Origin of the sequence: Roseitalea sp. MMSF_3546 (assembly GCF_030732865.1) — a bacterium.
In the GTDB taxonomy this organism is placed as follows: domain Bacteria; phylum Pseudomonadota; class Alphaproteobacteria; order Rhizobiales; family Rhizobiaceae; genus Roseitalea.
The window spans coordinates 77,278-95,351 of record NZ_JASHKB010000013.1 but is presented as its reverse complement, the minus strand read 5'-3'; the positions used below and the strand labels follow the sequence as shown (position 1 = coordinate 95,351).

The window sequence follows — 18,074 nt, the reverse complement described above, 5'->3', positions numbered from 1 at the left end:
GAACCCGGCATGCCGACCGACCTCCAAACGGAACCGACACCCATGGACGAACACACCCAACTTCTGCTCGACCGCGCAACGCGGCTGGTCGAGGCGGCCAAGACGGCCGGCGCGGATGCCGCCGACGCGGTTACGGTGCGCTCGCGCTCGCGCGCAGTGACGGTGCGCAACGGCGCGGTCGAGGGCACCGACGCATCGGAAAGCGATGACATGTCGCTGCGTGTGTTCGTCGGCCAGCGCGTTGCCAGCGTTTCGGCGGCGGCCTCGGCCGATGCCACCGCGCTGGCCGAACGTGCCGTCGCCATGGCGAGGGTCTCGCCGGTCGATCCCTATGCCGGCCTTGCCGACCCCGACAGGCTGGCAAGGGACTGGCCCGATCTCGACCTTTACGACGCAACCGAGGTTTCCGCCGCGCAGCTGACCGAGGACGCGCTGGCTACCGAGGCGGCGGCGCTTGGCGTCGAAGGCGTGACGAAGTCTTCCGGTGGCAGCGCCTCGGCCGGTCTCGCAGGCTTCGTCCTGGTCACCTCGCATGGCTTTTCGGGCGCTTATCAGGGCACGCGCTTTGGCCGCTCGGTGGCGGTGATCGCCGGCGAGGGCACGGCGATGGAGCGCGATTACGAGTTCTCCAGCCGCACCCATTTCGCCGATCTGGAGGCGCCTGAGGCCATCGGGCGCAAGGCGGGCGAGCGTACGGTGCGCCGGCTGAACCCGCGCCGCATGCCGACCGGGCGCGTGACGGCGGTGCTCGACCCGCGCGTGGCGCGCTCCATGCTCGGCCATCTGTCCGGGGCGATCAATGGCGCGGCGGTGGCGCGCAAGTCGACCTTCCTGCACAACGCCATGGGCGAGGCGATCGCCAATCCGGCGGTGACCGTGATCGACGATCCCAAGCGGCCGCGCGGGGCGGGCTCGCGCCTGTTCGACGGCGAGGGCGTGGCCGCCGAGCCGCTGACCATGGTCGAGGACGGCGTTCTGAAACAATGGTTCCTGTCGACCGCGCTGGGGCGCGAACTGGGCCTTCAAACCAATGGCCGTGGCGTGCGCTCGGGCACGCAGGTCAATGCCGGCTCGACAAACCTTTCGCTCGAACCCGGACCGCGGACGCCACGGGACCTGATCGGCGATGTCGGCACCGGCTTTTACGTCACCGAGGTGTTCGGCCAGGGCGTCAATCTGGTGACGGGCGAATACAGCCGCGGCGCGTCGGGCTTCTGGATCGAAAAGGGCGAACTGACCCATCCGGTCTCGGAAGTCACCATCGCCGGCAATCTCAGGGACATGTTCAAGGCGATGATCCCGGCCAGCGACATCGACCGCAATTTCGCCACGGCCGCGCCGACGCTCGTCATCGAAGCGATGACGCTGGCAGGCACGTGATCGGTCGGCACGAGCCCATGACACGGGAGCTGCCGCCGCTCGAGGACGAACTGGCGCTGATCGGCGCCATCGCGCACGAGGCCGGCGTCATGGCCATGCGCTATTTCGGCGGCCGCGATCTCGACGTGCGCCTGAAGGACGGGGAATCGCCCGTCACCAGGGCCGACTTCGCCGTCGACGCCTTTCTGCGCGAGACGCTGCTGGGGGCGCGGCCGGGCTATGGCTGGCTGTCCGAGGAGACCCCGGACACGGACATTGCCGGCCGCATGGGCGCGCCGCGCACCTTCATCGCCGACCCCATCGACGGCACGCGAGCCTTCATCGAGGCACACGAGATCTGGTGCGTGTCGGTGGCGCTGGTCGAGTCCGGCCGGCCGGTGGCGGGCGTGCTCGAATGCCCAGCCCTGGGCGAGACGATCAAGGCGGTCAGGGGCGGCGGCGCGGAGTGCAACGGCGCGCCGATCGCGGTCCGGCCGCCGCGCGATCCGGCGCTGATCGGCGGCCCTCGCGGGCTGGTGGACCGGCTCGCCACGCAGACGGGCCTGGCCGTCAAGCGCCACACCCATGTTCCCTCGCTCGCCTACAGGCTGGCCATGGTTGCGCGCGGCGACATGGATGCCAGCTTCGTCAAGCCGTCCTCGGCCGATTGGGATGTCGCCGCCGCCGACCTGATCGTGCACGAGGCGGGCGGGCTTCTGACCGATGCCGACGGCGCACCGCTCGCCCTGAACGGGCGCGATCCGCAAAAGGATGTCATGGTGGCGTGCCATCCCTTGCTGCATCGGACGATGTTGGGAGTTGTGGCCGGCCAGGCAGTGGGTTAGGTGGGCTGATCGGCGTGCGATCGACGATTGTCTCAAGGGGCGCGAGGACGACAGCCATGTCAGAGAGCGATCAGGACCGGCAACTGCTTCATCTGGTGTTCGGCGGCGAACTGGAATCGCCCGATGCGGTGCGCTTTCGCGATCTGGAGGCGCTCGATATCGTCGGTATCTACCCCAATTACGCCAAGGCGGTCGAGGCGTGGCGGGCCAAGGCGCAGCAGACCGTCGACAATGCCCATATGCGCTATTTCGTCGTTCACCTGCACCGCCTGCTCGAACCGGACGACACCTAGCCGGAGGCGGTCGCATGTCCGGCGGCCAGACCCATGAGTGCGCTTGCAATCGGTGCACAAATCCCTGAAACTGAAATCGAATTGGCGTCTTGATCCGTTTCGTGTCGAGGCGACTGCAAACGCGGCGGCCTGCGGTTCTGCAACCGGAAGATGTTGCGCATAACAAGACAGCGAAGACGAGAACCATATGTCGCCATGATCCGCTGGCAATGCTTGGATCCCTTGTCCGGCGGCGCGTTCTGCGGTCCGGGGCGGGCGACGAAGACATCTGATGGACACACCGACTTGCACCGGACCCTGACCGATGAGTGAGCGTTGGGCGCGCACCGCGCTGCAGGCCTATCGCTGGGCGGGCGCGGCCGCCTATCCGCTCATCGGCGTTTATGTCGCAATGCGCGCCACGCGCGGCAAGGAACAGCACGAGCGGCGCGGCGAGCGCTACGGCAAGCCCTCGGTGGCCCGGCCGCCGGGGCCGCTGGTCTGGGTGCACGCGGTCTCGGTCGGCGAAACCGGCGCGGTGGCCGCGCTGATCCACCGGCTGCGATCGCACCACATCAACGTGGTCCTGACCACCGGCACGGTGACCTCGGCGGCGCTGGCCAGCGAACGCTTCGGCGACAGCGTGCTGCACCAATATGTGCCGCTCGACCTCAAGCCGGCGGTGAGCCGCTTCCTGCAATACTGGAAACCGGATCTGGCGGTGTTCGCCGAATCGGAAATCTGGCCGATGACGATCCTCGAACTGGGCGCGCGCCGCATTCCGCAGGTGCTCATCAACGGGCGCATGTCGGACCGCTCGTTCCGGCGCTGGCAGAGACGGATGTCGCTGGCCGAATCGCTGTTCGAGAACTTCGCCCATGTCGCCGCGCAGACCGAGGTCGACGCCGAGCGCTTCCTGACGCTCGGCGCGCGGCCGGTGAGCGTGTCGGGCAATCTGAAGGCGGACGTGCCGCTGCCCCCGGTCGACCCCGGGCTGATCAGGGAGATGGAGCGGCGCGTGACCTCCCGACCGGTGTGGCTCGCCATATCCACCCATGAGGGCGAGGAAGTGGCGGCGGCGCGCGTGCACCGGGCGCTCAAGAAGCTTTGGCCGCAACTGCTGACGGTGATCGTGCCGCGCCATCCGGCGCGCGGCGACGAGATCGTCGAGATGCTCAACCGGCTCGACCTGCGCGTGGCGCGGCGCACGCGCGACACGCTGCCCGGCGCCGATACCGACATCTTCCTGGGCGATACGATCGGCGAGATGGGCCTTTACCTGCGCATGGGCGAGATCGCCTTCGTCGGCCGGTCGCTGACCGCCGATGGCGGGCAGAACCCGCTCGAGCCGGCCATGCTGGGCTGCGCCGTGCTGACCGGTCCGAACCTTTCCAATTTCGAGGAAATCTACGCCAAGTTCCACGAGGCCCGGGCGGCGCGCGTGATCGAGGACGATCGCGGGCTGGCCAAGGCGGTCAACCACATGCTCGGCAACAAGGCGCTGTGCAGCGCCATGGCCAAGGCGGGCCAGGGCGTCGTCGCCGACATGGAGGGCGCGCTGGAACGTACCTGGGCGACGCTGAGCCCGTTCGTGCAGCCGCTGCTCGTCGAGGCCAGCCTCGCCGGTGCGCAGCATCAGTCCCTGCCGCCCGATCCGCGCCAGGCGCAGGCGGCTTCGGGCTCTTCCGGCCATGGCTGGCAATGAGGCGCCGCCCTTCTGGTATCGGGAGCCGGGTCTGCAGGCCCGGCTGCTCGCGCCGCTTGCCTGGGGTTATGGCCGGCTGGCGCTGCGCCGCATGGACCGCGCCCGGCCATCGGCCGTGGCCGCGCCGGTCCTTTGCGTCGGCAATCTGACCGTCGGCGGTACCGGCAAGACCCCGACCGCGCTCGCCATCGCCGAGGCGGTGTCGGCGCGCGGGCTCAGGCCGGGATTCGTCTCGCGCGGCTATGGCGGCACGCATGCGCGCACGCACATCGTCGACGCGGAAAACGACATCGCGCGTTCGGTGGGCGACGAGGCGCTGCTGCTCGCGCGCGCCGCACCCACCGCGATCGGCGCCGACAGGGCCCGAAGCGCGCGGGCGCTGATCGATGCGGGCGCCAATTTCATCATCATGGATGACGGGTTCCAGAGCCGGTCCGTGCACATCGACCATGCTCTGATCACGATCGATGCGCGCCGCGGCATCGGCAATGGCCGGGTGATCCCGGCCGGTCCGCTGCGCGCGCCGCTGCGCGACCAGATGCGGCTGGCCGACCAGGTGATCTGCATCGGCGAGGGCGCCGCCGCCGGACGCGCCGTTCGCGTGGCGGCGCAGGCGGCCAAACCGATCCTGCATGCCGCGCTGGTGCCGCAAAAACCCAAGGGCCTGCGCCACAAGCGCGTGCTCGCCTATTGCGGCATCGGCGATCCAAACAAGTTCTTTTCCAGCGTCGAGGAACTGGGCCTGAGGATCATCGCGCGGCGCAGCTTCGGCGATCACCACATGTTCACCGAACAGGATGCAAGAAGCCTGCTCGCGGCGGCCGAGGACGACCGGCTGGGGCTTGTGACCACGCACAAGGACCAGGTCCGGCTGAGCTATTCGGAAGGCCCGCTCGCCGAACTGCGCGCGCTGTCCCATGCCGTGCCGGTGCGCCTTGTCTTCGAGAGCGCGGCGAGCCTTGCTGCGATCATCGATGCGACGCTGGCGGGCTATCGGGAGCGGCGGGTCAACGGGCGGTAGCGGGACCGGCCTCAGGCGGGCAGCCGGCCGGCGCGGCGCTCGGCCTCCAGCGAGGCGTGCACATCGACATAGGCCTGCTGGCGCTCGACGCTCCAGTAGCGCAACTCGTCGATCGGGATCGGCTTGCCGGTGATCGCGCAACGCACGAAGGTGCCCGGCGTGATCACCCGGAAATCGGCGTCGAGGAACCGGACCCGGGCCTCGCTGGAATGGGGAATGTCGTGAATGTTCATGGCGCTCTCGATGGCATGACTTAGCGCCGGCCGAACAGCTTTTCAATATCGGCGCGCTTGAGTTCGATGAAGGTCGGCCGGCCGTGATTGCAGGTGCCGGCGCCGGGCGTCGCCTCCATCTGGCGCAGCAGCGCGTTCATTTCCTCGGGGCGCATGACCCGGCCGGCACGCACCGAGCCGTGGCAGGCCATGGTCGAGGCGACCGCCGCGAGCCGGGCGTGCAGGGGATCGGCCGCGCCATCGCCGCCGCCAGCGGGCTCCAGCGTGTCGGCGAGATCGCGCACAAGGCCGGCCGCATCGGTTTCGCCGAGCATGGCCGGCGTGCCGCGCACCGCGACGGCGCCGGGGCCGAAGGGCTCGATGACAAGGCCGAAGCGGGCGAGCGTTTCGGCCTCACCGCACAGCGCCGCGGCGCGGTCCGGGTCAAGGTCGACGATCTCGGGAACCAGCAGCATCTGCGCGGGCAGTTCGCGGTCGGCCATGGCCGTCTTGAGCGCCTCGTAGACCAGACGCTCATGGGCGGCATGCTGGTCGACGAGCACCAGCGAATCGGCGGTCTGGGCGAGGATGTAGGTCGCATGGATCTGCGCGCGCGCCGCGCCCAGCCGATGGCTGCGGGCCGGACCGTCATCATCGCCCGTAGCGGCGCGTGCCGACGGGCCGGCATCGACGAGCGGGGCCTGACCGGTCTCGGCAAAGCCGCCGCCATCGAACGGGGCCTGCCAGCCGGCGGGCGGGCTTGCCCCGCCGCCATTGGCAAAGGCCGGCCGTTGCGGCGCGGCGGCGTCGCCGGGCACGAAGGCGGCGGCGAGCCGCCCGGCATCGCCGGTCGAGGGGCGCAGGCCCGTTTGCGTGAGCGCCTGGCGCACCGCGCCGACGATCAGCCCGCGCACCAGACCCGGATCGCGAAAGCGCACATCGGCCTTGGCCGGGTGGACGTTGACGTCGACCAGAGCCGGATCGATCTCGATGAAGAGCGCGGCCAGCGGATGCCGGTCGCGGGCCAGGAAATCGGCATATCCGCCGCGCAGCGCGCCCAGCAGCTGGCGGTCGCGCACGGGCCGGCCGTTGACATGGACGAACTGCATGCTCGCCGCGCCGCGGTGATAGCTGGGCAGGCTGACGAACCCCCAAAGGCGCACGCCCTCGCGCTCGGCCGCGATGTCGAGCGCGTTGTCGATGAAGTCCGCGCCCATCACCTGGGCGATGCGCTGCGCCGGCTCGACCGTCGCCGGCAGATCCAGCGTGGCGCGATCCGGCCCGGACAGCGCAAAGGCGACTCGCGGGCAGGCCAGCGCGATGCGGCGGACAACGTCGGTGATCGCCGCGTTCTCGGCGCGGTCGGTCTTCAGGAACTTCAGCCGGGCCGGCGTTGCAAGGAACAGATCGCGCACCTGGACGCGCGTGCCCGGATTGCAGGCGGCCGGGCGCGGCCCGCCCACCGCGCCGCCGTCGACGACGATCTCGGCGCCGTCGCCGCCGTCATGGCGCCGCGAGCGCAGCGACAGGTGCGCCACCGAGCCGATCGAGGGCAGCGCCTCGCCGCGAAAGCCGAGCGTTGCGATGGCATCGAGCCCGCCCTCGAGCTTGGAGGTGCAATGACGCGACACCGCAAGCGCCAGTTCCGCCGCCGCCATGCCATGGCCGTCGTCGATGACGCGAATCAGCGCCTTGCCGCCGCCGGCGGTGGCGATGTCGATGCGCCGGGCGCCCGCGTCGATGGCGTTCTCGACCAGTTCCTTGACGACGGAGGCCGGCCGCTCGACGACCTCGCCGGCGGCGATCCGGTTGACCACGACCTCCTGGAGACGACGGATTGCCATGGCCGCATGATAGGCCAATGCGCCCGCCTGCCCAATGGGGCGCCGCGGTCGCAGACGGCTTGATTATGAAAGTGCCACAGCTAATGTCGGCGGCGTCGACATGGCAGGGAGTGCGCAGCGATGGCAACTGGCAGGAATCGGGCCGCGGCGAGGGTGGCGGGCGCTGCGGCGCTCGCCGCGCTGGCAATGCTCGGCACGGTGGCGGCAGCGTCCGGCCAGGACGTGACGTTGCGGCTGCACCAGTTCCTGCCGCCGCAATCGACGGTTCCCGCCCAGCTTCTGGAGCCCTGGGCCGAGAAGATCGAGGCCGAATCGGACGGGCGCATCGCGATCGAGATCTATTCGGCGATGGCGCTGGGCGGCCGCCCCACGGAACTGGTCTCGCAGGTGCGCGACGGCGTGGTCGACCTCGTCTACACCCTGCCCGGCTACACGCCCGGTCTGTTCCCGCGGGTGGAGGTGTTCGAACTGCCGTTCACGGGCACGTCGGCCGAGGCGACCTCGCGTGCCTTCTGGGAGGTGTTCGAAACCGAAATGAAGGACACCGACTTCCGCGACTACCACATGATCGCGACCTGGGTGCACGGCCCCGGCGTCATCCATGCCAAGGGCGAAGGCGTCCGGTCGCTCGACAACATGGCGCGGCTCAAGCTGCGCGCGCCGACGCGGGTCACCAACAAGCTGCTGGGCGAGTTGGGGGCGACGGCGATCGGCATGCCGGTGCCGGCCATCCCCGAATCGCTGTCAAAGGGCGTCATCGATGGCGCCGTGGTGCCCTGGGAGGTGACACCCTCGCTGCGCGTTGCCGAATTGACCGAAACCCACACCGAGTTCGGCGGCGAGACGATGTTCTATACCGCCGCCTTCATCCTGGCGATGAACAAGCGCAGCTATGAGCGCCTGCCCGACGATCTGAAGGCGGTGATCGACGCCAATTCGGGCGGCGAGCTGTCCGGCGCCTGGGGCGCGGTGATGGAACAGTTCGACGCGCCGGCGCGCAAGATCGCCACCGATCGCGGCAACACGATCGTGCGCATCGAAGGCGAGGAGCTGGCCCGCTGGCAGGCGGCGGCGGCGCCGGTCATCGACGCCTGGATCGCCGAGATGGATGAAAGGGGCATCGACGGCGCCGCGCTCCTCGAAAAGGCACGCTCGGCTATCGAAAAATACAGCGCGACGAACTAGCTGGGTGGTTGTATTCGCATCCGCTTATATGCCAAGAAGGGCCATCGGAAAGGACCAAGCCACCATGTCGACCAACACCATGCCCGAAACCAGGCCGATCGATGACGGGTTCGCCGTCACCGGGCAGCTTCACCCCGATCAGATGACGGCCGTCGCCGAGGCCGGCTACAAGGGGCTGATCTGCAACCGCCCCGATGGCGAAGCGCCGGCCGAGCCGCAATACGAGCCGATCCGCGCCGCCGCCGAAGCCGCCGGCATGACCGTGCGCTACGTTCCGGTCTCCAACCAGGTCGGCATCACGCCGGACAATGTCCAGGCCATGCGCGCCGCGCTCGATGAACTGGACGGGCCGATCCTGGCCTATTGCCGCTCCGGCGCCCGCTCGGCCAAGCTCTACGAGATCGCCAAGGACTGAGCGGGAAGGGCCGAGCGGGAAGGGCCGAGCGGGCGGGCTGTACGGGACGGGCCGAGCGCGCCGGCGCTCACGTTCCGCAGAACGTGCGATGCACCACTTGGTGTGGCTCGGGCGGACTGACCAGTGGATCGTCCGGGCCGCGGTCGGCGAACGGGTTCGCCAGTTCGTCGACCAGTGCGCCGAAGGTCCCGAGCCTGCCGTCATAGGCGTCCGATATCGCCTCCTCGACCCGGTGGTTGCGCGGGATGATCGCCGGATTGCTCGCCTTCATGGCCACGATGCGGTCGGCGTCGCCCCTGCCCTCTCCGCCAAGGCGGGCGCGCCAGTCATCGAGCCATGAACGGGCGGCATCGGCGTTGGAGAAGTGCGCCACGAAGCCCTCGTCCGCGCCCGTCGGCGCGGCCGACAGCGCCGACAATGCACGGAAGGCGTTGGTAAAGTCGGCGCCGTCCTCGGCCATGAGCGCGAGCAGGGCCTTGGCGAGCGCCAGATCGCCGGGCTGACGTTCGGCAAGGCCGAGCTTGGCGCGCAGGATTGTCTCATAGGCCGTCTCGAAAGCGTCGGGATAGGCGTCGAGCAGGCCCTTTGCCACCTCGACGGCCGCCGCCTCCTCGTCGGCCAGCAACGGCACCAGCGACTGGGCGAGATTGGCCAGGTTCCATTGGCCGATCTGCGGCTGGTTGCCATAGGCATAGCGGCCGAACTGGTCGATGGAGCTGTAGACCGCGCCGGGATCGTACGCGTCCATGAAGGCGCAGGGCCCGTAATCGATTGTCTCGCCCGACAGCGTCGTGTTGTCGGTGTTCATCACGCCATGGATGAAGCCGATGCCGAGCCAGGCGGCGATGAGTTGCGCCTGGCGCTCGATCACGGCGGCCAGCATGGCGGCATAGGGATTGTCGGTCTGGCGCGCGGCCGGGTCGTGCCGGTCGATGACATGGTCGGCCAGCGTGCGCAGCGCCTCGACATCGCCCCTTGCGTAGAAATACTGGAACGTGCCGACGCGGATATGGCTGCCTGCCACGCGCGTCAGCACGCCGCCGGGCAGCCGGTCCTCGCGCAGCACGTGCTCGCCGGTCGTCACCGCGGCAAGCGCGCGGGTCGTCGGTACGCCAAGCGCGGCCATGGCCTCGGAGACGATGTATTCGCGCAGAACCGGGCCGAGCGCCGCCCGGCCGTCGCCGCGGCGAGACCAGGGCGTGGGTCCCGATCCCTTGAGCTGGATGTCGCGGCGTCGGCCGTTGCGGTCGACGACCTCGCCGATCAGCAAGGCGCGGCCATCGCCAAGCTGCGGCACGAAATTGCCGAACTGGTGTCCGGCATAGGCCATCGAGAGCGGCCTTGCCGTTTCGGGGAACCGGTTGCCGGCCAGCATGGCCACGCCGTCGGGCGAGGCAAGCCAGGACGCGTCAAGGCCCAGTTCGTCGGCCAGTTCGGCGTTGAGCCGGATCAGCGTCGGGGCCTTGACGGGCACCGGAGCCTGCAGCGTGTAGAAGCGCTGGGGAAGCTGGGCGTAGCTGTTGTCAAAATGAACGGTCATGGGCGCAAATCTAGACATGAACACTCCGCTTTGCCAGCGGCGCGTCTTCACATCGTCGCGCGCGCGCCGGGCAAATGCCGTGACAGCGGGCCGGCCATGCGTGTAAGCACCGGCCGACGCGAATTGGCGGATTGGTGAACCTATGACGGCCATTGACGGGCAGGTGCTGATCGAGGGCCGGCTGCGGCCGGCGCGCATCGAAATCGAGGACGGACGCATTGCGCGGATCGAGGAAACCGGGCGCGTCGGCGACCGGACCGTGCTGCCCGGCTTCGTCGACCTGCACTGCCATGGCGGTGGCGGCGCGGACGTGATGGAGGCGGGCGATGCGCCGCGCACCATTGCCCGGCAGCATGCGCAGAGCGGGACGACCGCATGGCTGGCCACGACCATGACCGCGCCCCTTGGCGACATCGAGGCGGCGCTGGGCGCCGTGGCCGAGGCGATGGCGGCGCCGGAGCCCGAAGCGGCGGCGATCGCAGCCGTGCATCTGGAAGGCCCCTTCATCAGCCGCGACAAGCTCGGCGCGCAGCCGGACTTCGTCGTGGACGGCGACATCGCGCTGATCGACCGGCTGATGGCGATCGCGCCGATCCGGGTCGTCACCTGCGCGCCCGAGGCCGATCCCGACGGCGCCATGACGCGCCATCTTTCGGGCCGCGGGGTGCGCGTGCAGATCGGCCATTCGTCCTGCGACTACGAGACGGCGGCGCGCTGCTTCGACAGCGGCCGGCACGGCGTCACCCATATGTTCAACGCCATGTCGCCGCTCCATCACCGGGCGCCGGGGATTGTCGGCGCGGCGCTGGCGCATGCATCCCATGCCGAACTGATCCCGGACCTCTTGCACGTTCATCCCGGCGCGATCCGCGCGGCGCTGCGGGCCATCCCCGGCCTTTACGCGGTGACCGACGCGACCGCCGCCGCGGGCATGCCCGATGGCGACTACCGGCTCGGCGCGCAGGCCGTGCGCAAATGCGGCAATGGCGTGCGGCTCGCCGACGGCACGCTGGCCGGCTCGAGCCTGACCATGTTCGAGGCGTTCACCAACCTCGTCTCGATCGGGCTGTCGGTGGCCGAGGCGAGCGCGCGGACATCGACCATCGCGGCGGACTATCTCGGGCTCGCCGACCGCGGGCGGATCGCCACCGGAGCGTTGGCCGACCTGGTGGTGCTCGATCGCGACCTGGCGCTGTCGGGCGTCTTTCTGCGCGGCCGGCCGCTCGAGAACGCGGGCTAGAGTATTACCGCGCGGGCTGTGCCGCGCTAGAGAACCGGCGCGTTGTCGATCCTCGAGAGCGTCTCGTTGACCTCGAAGATCATGCCGCGAATGTCCGAATAGCCAAAGCCCTTCAGCCGTTCGCTGTGCATTGCCAGATAGGCCTCGGCCTCGGGTCGGCCGGCAAAGCCGTAGACGCCGCCGGCACGGCCCTGGTCGCGATTTTCCGTCCAGTACTTGAAGACAAAGCCCGGTTCTGCGGCGATCGACTGCGCCAGCCCTTCCATGGCCTGCGCCATCTCATCGCCCCATGGCCCCTGATGGGGAAAGTCGACCTGAACCAGCGTGATCGCCATCTTGCTTCTCCCGATGTGGTCGTCAAACGGCCGGCGCGAGATCGTGGCCCGCGCCGGCAACGGATGTGTGTCGATCAGTTCAGGTCGAAGCGATCGGCGTTCATCACCTTGGTCCAGGCGGCGACGAAGTCGTCGACGAACTTGTCGGCCGCATCGTCCTGGGCGTAGACCTCGGCCAGGGCACGCAATTGCGAGTTCGAGCCGAACACCAGATCGACGCGCGTACCGGTCCACTTGACCTCGCCCGAGGCGCGGTCGCGACCCTCGAACAGATCGTCCGAGCCGTCCACCGGCACCCACTGGGTGCCCATGTCGGTCAGGTTGACGAAGAAGTCGTTGGTCAACTGCCCCGGCCTGTCGGTGAAGACGCCGTGGGGCGTGCCGCCATGGTTGCCGCCGATCACCCGCATGCCGCCGACGAGCGCCGTCATCTCCGGGGCGGTGAGCGTGAGAAGCTGGGCCTTGTCGACGAGCATTTCCTCGGCGGGCACGGTGTATTTGGTCTTCATGTAGTTGCGGAAGCCGTCGGCCTCCGGCTCGAGCACGGCAAAGGAGTCCGCGTCGGTCTGCGCCTCGGTGGCATCGGTGCGCCCCGGCGCGAACGGCACGGTGACGTTGCGGCCGGCATCCTTCGCCGCCTTCTCGATGGCCGCGCAGCCGCCCAGCACGATCAGATCGGCGAGCGAAATCTTCTTGCCGCCGGTCGCATCGGCATCGAACGCCGTCTTGATCGCTTCGAGCGTCTGCAGCACCCTTGCGAGCTGCTCGGGCTGGTTGGCCTCCCAGTCCTTCTGTGGGGCCAGGCGAATGCGGGCGCCATTGGCGCCACCGCGCTTGTCCGAGCCGCGGAACGTGGATGCCGAAGCCCAGGCCGTCTGGACCAGTTCGGCCACGCTCAGGCCCGAAGCGAGGATCTTCGCCTTCAGATCGGCAATGTCGGCCTCATCGACCAGCGCGTGGTCCACCGCTGGCACCGGGTCCTGCCAGATGAGGTCTTCTGCCGGCACTTCGGGGCCGAGATAGCGCGATTTGGGCCCCATGTCGCGATGCGTGAGCTTGAACCAGGCGCGGGCGAAGGCGTCGGCGAATTCGTCCGGGTTCTGATGGAAGTGGCGCGAGATCTTCTCGTAGTCGGGGTCCATGCGCATCGCCATGTCGGCGGTCGACATGATGATCGGCACGCGCCCTGAGGGGTCTTCGGGGTCGGGCGCCATGTCCTCGGGCGCCAGGTCCTTGGGCGTCCACTGCCATGCGCCGGCCGGGCTCTTGGTCAGCTCCCACTCATATTTGAACAGGACATCGAAATAGCCCATGTCCCAGCGGATCGGGTTCGGCGTCCAGGCGCCTTCCAGCCCCGAGGTGATGGTGTCGCGGCCCTTGCCGCTGCCATGGGTGGACAGCCAGCCAAAGCCCATCGCCTCGAGCGGCGCGGCCTCGGGCTCGGGGCCGACATGGGCAACGTCGCCGGCGCCATGGGTCTTGCCGAAGGTATGTCCGCCGGCGGTCAGCGCGACCGTCTCGTAGTCGTCCATGGCCATGCGCGCGAACGTCTCGCGAATGTCATGGGCCGAGGCGAGCGGGTCGGGATTGCCGTCCGGGCCCTCGGGATTGACGTAGATCAGGCCCATCTGCACGGCCGCGAGCGGGTTTTCCAGTTCGCGGTCGCCCGAATAGCGGCTCTGCTCATGGTCGGTGGTGGCGAGCCATTCGTCTTCCTTGCCCCAGTAGATGTCCTCCTCGGGCTCGTAGACGTCCTCGCGGCCGCCGCCGAAGCCGAACGTCCTGCCGCCCATGGATTCGATGGCGACATTGCCGGCCAGGATCATAAGATCGGCCCAGGACAGGGCGTTGCCGTATTTCTTCTTGATCGGCCAGAGCAGCCGGCGCGCCTTGTCGAGATTGCCATTGTCGGGCCAGGAGTTGAGCGGGGCGAATCGCTGCGTGCCCGAGCCGGCGCCGCCGCGCCCGTCGGCGATACGGTAGGTGCCGGCCGAGTGCCAGGCCATGCGGATGAACAGGCCGCCATAGTGGCCGTAATCGGCCGGCCACCAGTCCTGGCTGTCGGTCATCAGCGCATGCAGGTCCGCCTTGACCGCGGCGAGATCGAGCTTGCCGAAGGCTTCGGCATAGTCGAAGCCGGGCGCCATCGGGTTCGACAGCGCGGTGTTCTGGTGCAAGATCCGCAGGTTGAGCTGGTTCGGCCACCAGTCGCTGTTGGTGCGGACCGCGAAATTGGTGGCCCCGTGCATGACGGGACACTTGCCTGACTTTTCAACGATTGCGTCCATCGTTTCCTCCGATCGCGTCCATGGATTGGTATGGCGCCGTTATGGGAAATCGGCGGGGGAAAGCCAAGCAATTTTTGGAACGCTTCTAAAAACAGACGGTGCGACCCGACGGCGCAGGGCTGCCCGGTGCGCTGGGGCCAGAGCACCGCCTTGCGAACTGCCGCATCCGGCAACGACGCTTGCATCGCCCCGGCCGGGCCGGCAGACTGCCCAGCCGGACCGGGTCGCCGCAAGTCAGGGATGCCACGCCAATGCGCAAGACACTGAAGATCCTCCACACGCTCGGCTCGTGCGGGCTGATCGGCGGGCTGGGCGCCATTATGGTGATCCTGCTGGTTGCGCCGCAGGATACGCCGGGCGCCTATGCCGACATGCGCCAGACGATATCGGCGGTCAGCACCTGGGTGCTGGTGCCCTCGCTGGGCGTCGCGCTGGTCTCGGGCCTTCTGGCGATGTCCGTGCATGCACCGTTCGCCGACAAGGGCTGGGTGTGGCTGAAGGCGGCGATGGGCATATTGATGTTCAAGGGCGTGCTGACGGTGATCGTCGCCGAGGCCAACTACACGGCCGCCCTGGCCGAACGCATCGCACGGGGCGAAGCGCTGGCCGCCGCGCTCGAGACCGAACTCGCCTATGAATGGGCGGCGCTGTGGACGGTCATGGCGCTGTCGGTGGCCAATGTGGTGCTCGGCGTCTGGCGGCCCATTTTCGCGCGGCGCAGACAGGCGCGGGCGCGACCGGCAGCCCATCGGAACGCCGAACCCGGCGCGGCACAGCCGACCGAGGCGAACGGCATCCGCAAGGCGGCGTGAGGGCCGGCCTGGCGCGGACAGCCGGGCGGATGGCGATGATGGGAGAAGCCGAACTAACGTCGCGGTTTGACTAGCCAATTCAGACGAATCGGAGTGACGGTCCGATTCAGTGGGGACAGTTCAATCGGCGCCGTTCAGCCCGCGCGCCATTGATGTCGGATCGCATTGTTTCCTCATTGTGCATACGTGCGTCACGCTCGATTTCCGCGCGCAGTTCTGCGATCTTTGCTTGCGCCAACTGATTGCGTGCCAAGGCCAAATCTGCGCGCGCAGCGATGCTGGCACCAGCGGCGCCGGCTCTGGGCCAACCGGGTGGGGCGACGCGGCCGCCAGAGGCCGCTGCGGCCGCTGCCACCTCGAGACGCTTGAGGCGCCTTTCGAGACGACGCACCTCGTCTCCAGCGCGCCGCAACGCTCTTCGTGCAGCGCGCGAGGCGCTATGCGTCTGCGGAAGTTCGCGGTGCCATCGGTCGATCATACCGGCGGGGCCGCGGCATCGGTTGGCTTTGAGTTCGGTTGTGCTAGCGTCCATCGACGGTCTGCTTGGGGTTCAGCCGATGCTCTCACACCTCCGATTTGGTTGGATAAGTTCTCGATGCCTCGGTGCGACGGCGGTCGCCCTGGCGGTCTTGATCCAGCTTGCCCAGGCGGCGCCCTTTCGTGCCGAGCCAGCCCATGGCCGCCCCCATCTCGCGGCCTTTCCGGCAACTCCCTTTTCCGCGCTCGACTGGAACACGCAGATGTCCGTGCTCGATGTGCCGTCCGAGGATTGCGGCAAGAGGACCGATGTTCTGATCGAAGCCTACATAAGGCAACATCCGCATTTCAGCGGCGCTCAGGACGACGCCGAATGGCGCCGGACCTGGCTCGAAGACATCGGCTTGACAACCTATGTCGTCGTGCTCGGATGCCATTTTGCCAATCCGATCCTGGACCGGCTGTACCCGCTGCCGCTGGAATGGCTGGACATCAACAGCGGATTGCCGGTCTGGTGTGGACGATGGTCCGGGCGCGTTGTCGATCCGGAGCTTCGGCAGATCGTCAAGGAGATGATCCCGCTGGTGATGCGCTATGAGGTTCCAAGGCTGGTGGACACCGTCATCGGAGCCACACAGCAGCATCGCGAACTGGGTCTGGATGCGTTCTTCGCACTCAATCCGGACGTTGCGCTCTATCTGGTCGAACGTCGCACCCGTCTGTTCGCCGAGGGCGCCGCCGTGCGCGAATTCACCTTCGGCGATCGCGAAACGAGCGATGGCCTGTTCCTGAAAAGCATCCCGCGCCAACGTCGTGCCGCGGTGATGGCGGCCGTCGAAACCGGCGACTACCAATCGATATTGGACACGACGGCCGAATGCATGACGCGCGAGGCGTTCCTCGACTCGGTCGGCGCACGATGAAGCCGGCGCCGCACGGCCCAGGCGCCGGCAACCCCCTCACGCCCCGCCCGGATAGTTCGGGCTTTCGCGGGTGATCGACACGCCATGGGCGTGGCTTTCGCGCAGGCCCGAATTGGTGATGCGCACGAAGGTCGCCCGGTCGCGGAATTCGGCAAGGCTGGCGGCGCCGACATAGCCCATCGCCGCGCGCAGGCCGCCGGCCATCTGGTGCAGAACGCCGGCGACCGGTCCCTTGTAGGGCACCTGGCCCTCGATGCCCTCGGGCACCAGCTTGAGCGTATCGCGGACCTCGGCCTGGAAATAGCGGTCGGCCGAGCCGCGCGCCATCGCGCCGACCGAGCCCATGCCGCGATAGGCCTTGTAGGACCGTCCCTGATGCAGATAGACCTCGCCGGGGCTCTCGTCGGTGCCTGCCAGCACCGAGCCGACCATGACGGCCGAGGCGCCGGCGGCCAGCGCCTTGGCCATGTCGCCCGAAAGCTTGATGCCGCCATCGGCGATCACCGGAACGCCGTGCCGGGCACCCTCCTCGGCCGCCGCCAGCACGGCGGTGAACTGCGGCACGCCGACGCCGGCGACGACGCGCGTGGTGCAGATCGAGCCCGGCCCGATGCCGACCTTGACCGCGTCGGCACCCGCATCGACCAGCGCCTTGGTGCCCTCCGCGGTGGCGACATTGCCGGCGATGATGCGCACCGCGTTGGACAGCGTCTTGACCTTGCCGACCGTTTCGATGACCCGCGCCGAATGGCCGTGGGCGGTGTCGACGACGATCAGGTCGACGCCGGCGTCGATCAGCCGCTCGGCGCGGGCGATGGCGTCCTCGCCGACGCTGACGGCGGCGCCCACGCGCAACCGGCCGGCGGCATCCTTGGCCGCATGCGGGTTGAGCTGGGCCTTTTCCATGTCCTTGACGGTGATCAGGCCGACGCAGAAGCCGCGCTGATCGACCACCAGCAGCTTTTCGATGCGGTGCTGATGCAAGAGCCGCTTGGCCTCGTCCTGCTCGACATTCTCGCGCACGGTGACCAGGTTGTCGTGCGTCATCAACTCGCGCACCTTCTGGTCGGGATCGGACGCAAAGCGCACATCGCGATTGGTCAATATGCCGACCAGCCGGCCCGGCTTCTGGCTGCCGATGCCGGCCTCCTCGACCACGGGAATGCCCGAAATGCGATGCGCCCGCATCAGCGCCTTGGCGTCGGCGAGCGTGGCGTCCGGCCCGATGACGACCGGGTTGACCACCATGCCGCTTTCGAACTTCTTGACCTGGCGAACCTCTTCGGCCTGCTCGTCGGCATCGAGATTGCGGTGGATGATGCCGATGCCGCCGGCCTGCGCCATGGCGATGGCCAGGCGCGATTCGGTGACCGTATCCATCGCCGCCGACACGATCGGCAGGGACAGTTCGATGTCCGCCGCGATGGTGGTGCGGATGTCGGTGTCGGTGGGCAGCACCGCCGAGGCGCCGGGCTGCAGCAGCACGTCGTCGAAGGTCAGGGCATAATCGCCGCTGGCCGATTGAATGATGGTCGCCATCGCGAAATCCCGCCTGTGGGCGCGCGAAGTGCCGCGCCGCCCGGTCACGTTGGCAGTGGCCC

General features: G+C 68.5%; 16 protein-coding genes. 10 read left to right on the top strand and 6 right to left on the bottom strand.

What is annotated here, in order from left to right; all coding sequences use genetic code 11:
• Positions 1 to 42 precede the first annotated feature (42 nt).
• The 5 genes from RBB34_RS12035 (at position 43) to lpxK (ending at position 5,202) form a co-directional block, all read left to right on the top strand.
• The gene (locus RBB34_RS12035) at positions 43 to 1,380 is read left to right on the top strand and encodes a TldD/PmbA family protein (RefSeq protein WP_306119471.1); all 1,338 of its coding nucleotides are present in this window, start codon (positions 43 to 45) and stop codon (positions 1,378 to 1,380) included.
• A 17-nt stretch (positions 1,381 to 1,397) separates the two neighbouring features.
• On the top strand, positions 1,398 to 2,204 hold the full coding sequence (locus RBB34_RS12030) for a 3'(2'),5'-bisphosphate nucleotidase CysQ (RefSeq protein ID WP_306119470.1): 807 nt from the start codon (positions 1,398 to 1,400) through the stop codon (positions 2,202 to 2,204).
• Between the two features lie 56 nt (positions 2,205 to 2,260).
• Complete coding sequence (locus tag RBB34_RS12025) at positions 2,261 to 2,497, top strand: DUF4170 domain-containing protein (RefSeq protein ID WP_306119469.1); 237 nt, start codon at positions 2,261 to 2,263, stop codon at positions 2,495 to 2,497.
• A gap of 304 nt (positions 2,498 to 2,801) precedes the next feature.
• On the top strand, positions 2,802 to 4,181 hold the full coding sequence (waaA, locus tag RBB34_RS12020; RefSeq protein WP_306119468.1) for a lipid IV(A) 3-deoxy-D-manno-octulosonic acid transferase: 1,380 nt from the start codon (positions 2,802 to 2,804) through the stop codon (positions 4,179 to 4,181).
• Complete coding sequence (lpxK, locus tag RBB34_RS12015; protein ID WP_306119467.1) at positions 4,168 to 5,202, top strand: tetraacyldisaccharide 4'-kinase; 1,035 nt, start codon at positions 4,168 to 4,170, stop codon at positions 5,200 to 5,202. The genes waaA and lpxK overlap by 14 nt, the downstream gene beginning before the upstream one ends.
• A gap of 11 nt (positions 5,203 to 5,213) precedes the next feature.
• Here the strand turns inward: lpxK and RBB34_RS12010 are convergent, their stop codons facing one another.
• Positions 5,214 to 5,435: a DUF2093 domain-containing protein gene (locus RBB34_RS12010; RefSeq protein ID WP_306119466.1), complete on the bottom strand. Its 222-nt coding sequence runs from the start codon at positions 5,433 to 5,435 to the stop codon at positions 5,214 to 5,216.
• Positions 5,436 to 5,455: 20 nt separating this feature from the next.
• Positions 5,456 to 7,258, bottom strand: a complete 1,803-nt coding sequence (gene mutL, locus RBB34_RS12005; RefSeq protein ID WP_306119482.1) for a DNA mismatch repair endonuclease MutL — start codon at positions 7,256 to 7,258, stop codon at positions 5,456 to 5,458.
• 120 nt (positions 7,259 to 7,378) lie between these two features.
• Between mutL and RBB34_RS12000 the strand changes: the two genes are divergently transcribed.
• Together RBB34_RS12000 and RBB34_RS11995 are read left to right on the top strand one after the other, a co-directional pair.
• A complete protein-coding gene (locus RBB34_RS12000; RefSeq protein ID WP_306119465.1) occupies positions 7,379 to 8,443 on the top strand; it encodes a TRAP transporter substrate-binding protein in 1,065 nt (354 codons plus the stop codon).
• Positions 8,444 to 8,507: 64 nt separating this feature from the next.
• Entirely contained in the window at positions 8,508 to 8,858 is a 351-nt protein-coding gene (locus RBB34_RS11995; RefSeq protein WP_306119464.1) for a TIGR01244 family sulfur transferase, read from the top strand.
• Positions 8,859 to 8,925: 67 nt separating this feature from the next.
• Here RBB34_RS11995 and RBB34_RS11990 read toward each other — a convergent pair whose 3' ends face one another.
• The gene (locus RBB34_RS11990; RefSeq protein WP_306119463.1) at positions 8,926 to 10,398 is read right to left on the bottom strand and encodes a protein adenylyltransferase SelO; all 1,473 of its coding nucleotides are present in this window, start codon (positions 10,396 to 10,398) and stop codon (positions 8,926 to 8,928) included.
• Positions 10,399 to 10,540: 142 nt separating this feature from the next.
• On the opposite strand from RBB34_RS11990, the gene nagA reads away from it, so the two are divergent.
• A complete protein-coding gene (gene nagA, locus RBB34_RS11985; protein WP_306119462.1) occupies positions 10,541 to 11,638 on the top strand; it encodes an N-acetylglucosamine-6-phosphate deacetylase in 1,098 nt (365 codons plus the stop codon).
• Positions 11,639 to 11,664: 26 nt separating this feature from the next.
• On the opposite strand, the gene RBB34_RS11980 is transcribed toward nagA, so the two are convergent.
• Both RBB34_RS11980 and katG read right to left on the bottom strand, forming a co-directional pair.
• Positions 11,665 to 11,973: a monooxygenase gene (locus RBB34_RS11980; RefSeq protein ID WP_306119461.1), complete on the bottom strand. Its 309-nt coding sequence runs from the start codon at positions 11,971 to 11,973 to the stop codon at positions 11,665 to 11,667.
• A gap of 74 nt (positions 11,974 to 12,047) precedes the next feature.
• Complete coding sequence (gene katG, locus RBB34_RS11975) at positions 12,048 to 14,261, bottom strand: catalase/peroxidase HPI (protein WP_306119460.1); 2,214 nt, start codon at positions 14,259 to 14,261, stop codon at positions 12,048 to 12,050.
• 251 nt (positions 14,262 to 14,512) lie between these two features.
• On the opposite strand from katG, the gene RBB34_RS11970 reads away from it, so the two are divergent.
• Positions 14,513 to 15,073 (top strand): DUF2269 family protein, encoded by a 561-nt coding sequence (locus tag RBB34_RS11970; protein WP_306119459.1) that lies wholly within the window; start codon positions 14,513 to 14,515, stop codon positions 15,071 to 15,073.
• A gap of 500 nt (positions 15,074 to 15,573) precedes the next feature.
• Complete coding sequence (locus RBB34_RS11965; RefSeq protein WP_306119458.1) at positions 15,574 to 16,473, top strand: hypothetical protein; 900 nt, start codon at positions 15,574 to 15,576, stop codon at positions 16,471 to 16,473.
• A 36-nt stretch (positions 16,474 to 16,509) separates the two neighbouring features.
• Here RBB34_RS11965 and guaB read toward each other — a convergent pair whose 3' ends face one another.
• Positions 16,510 to 18,012, bottom strand: a complete 1,503-nt coding sequence (gene guaB, locus RBB34_RS11960) for an IMP dehydrogenase (RefSeq protein WP_306119457.1) — start codon at positions 18,010 to 18,012, stop codon at positions 16,510 to 16,512.
• Between the last annotated feature and the right edge of the window lie 62 nt (positions 18,013 to 18,074).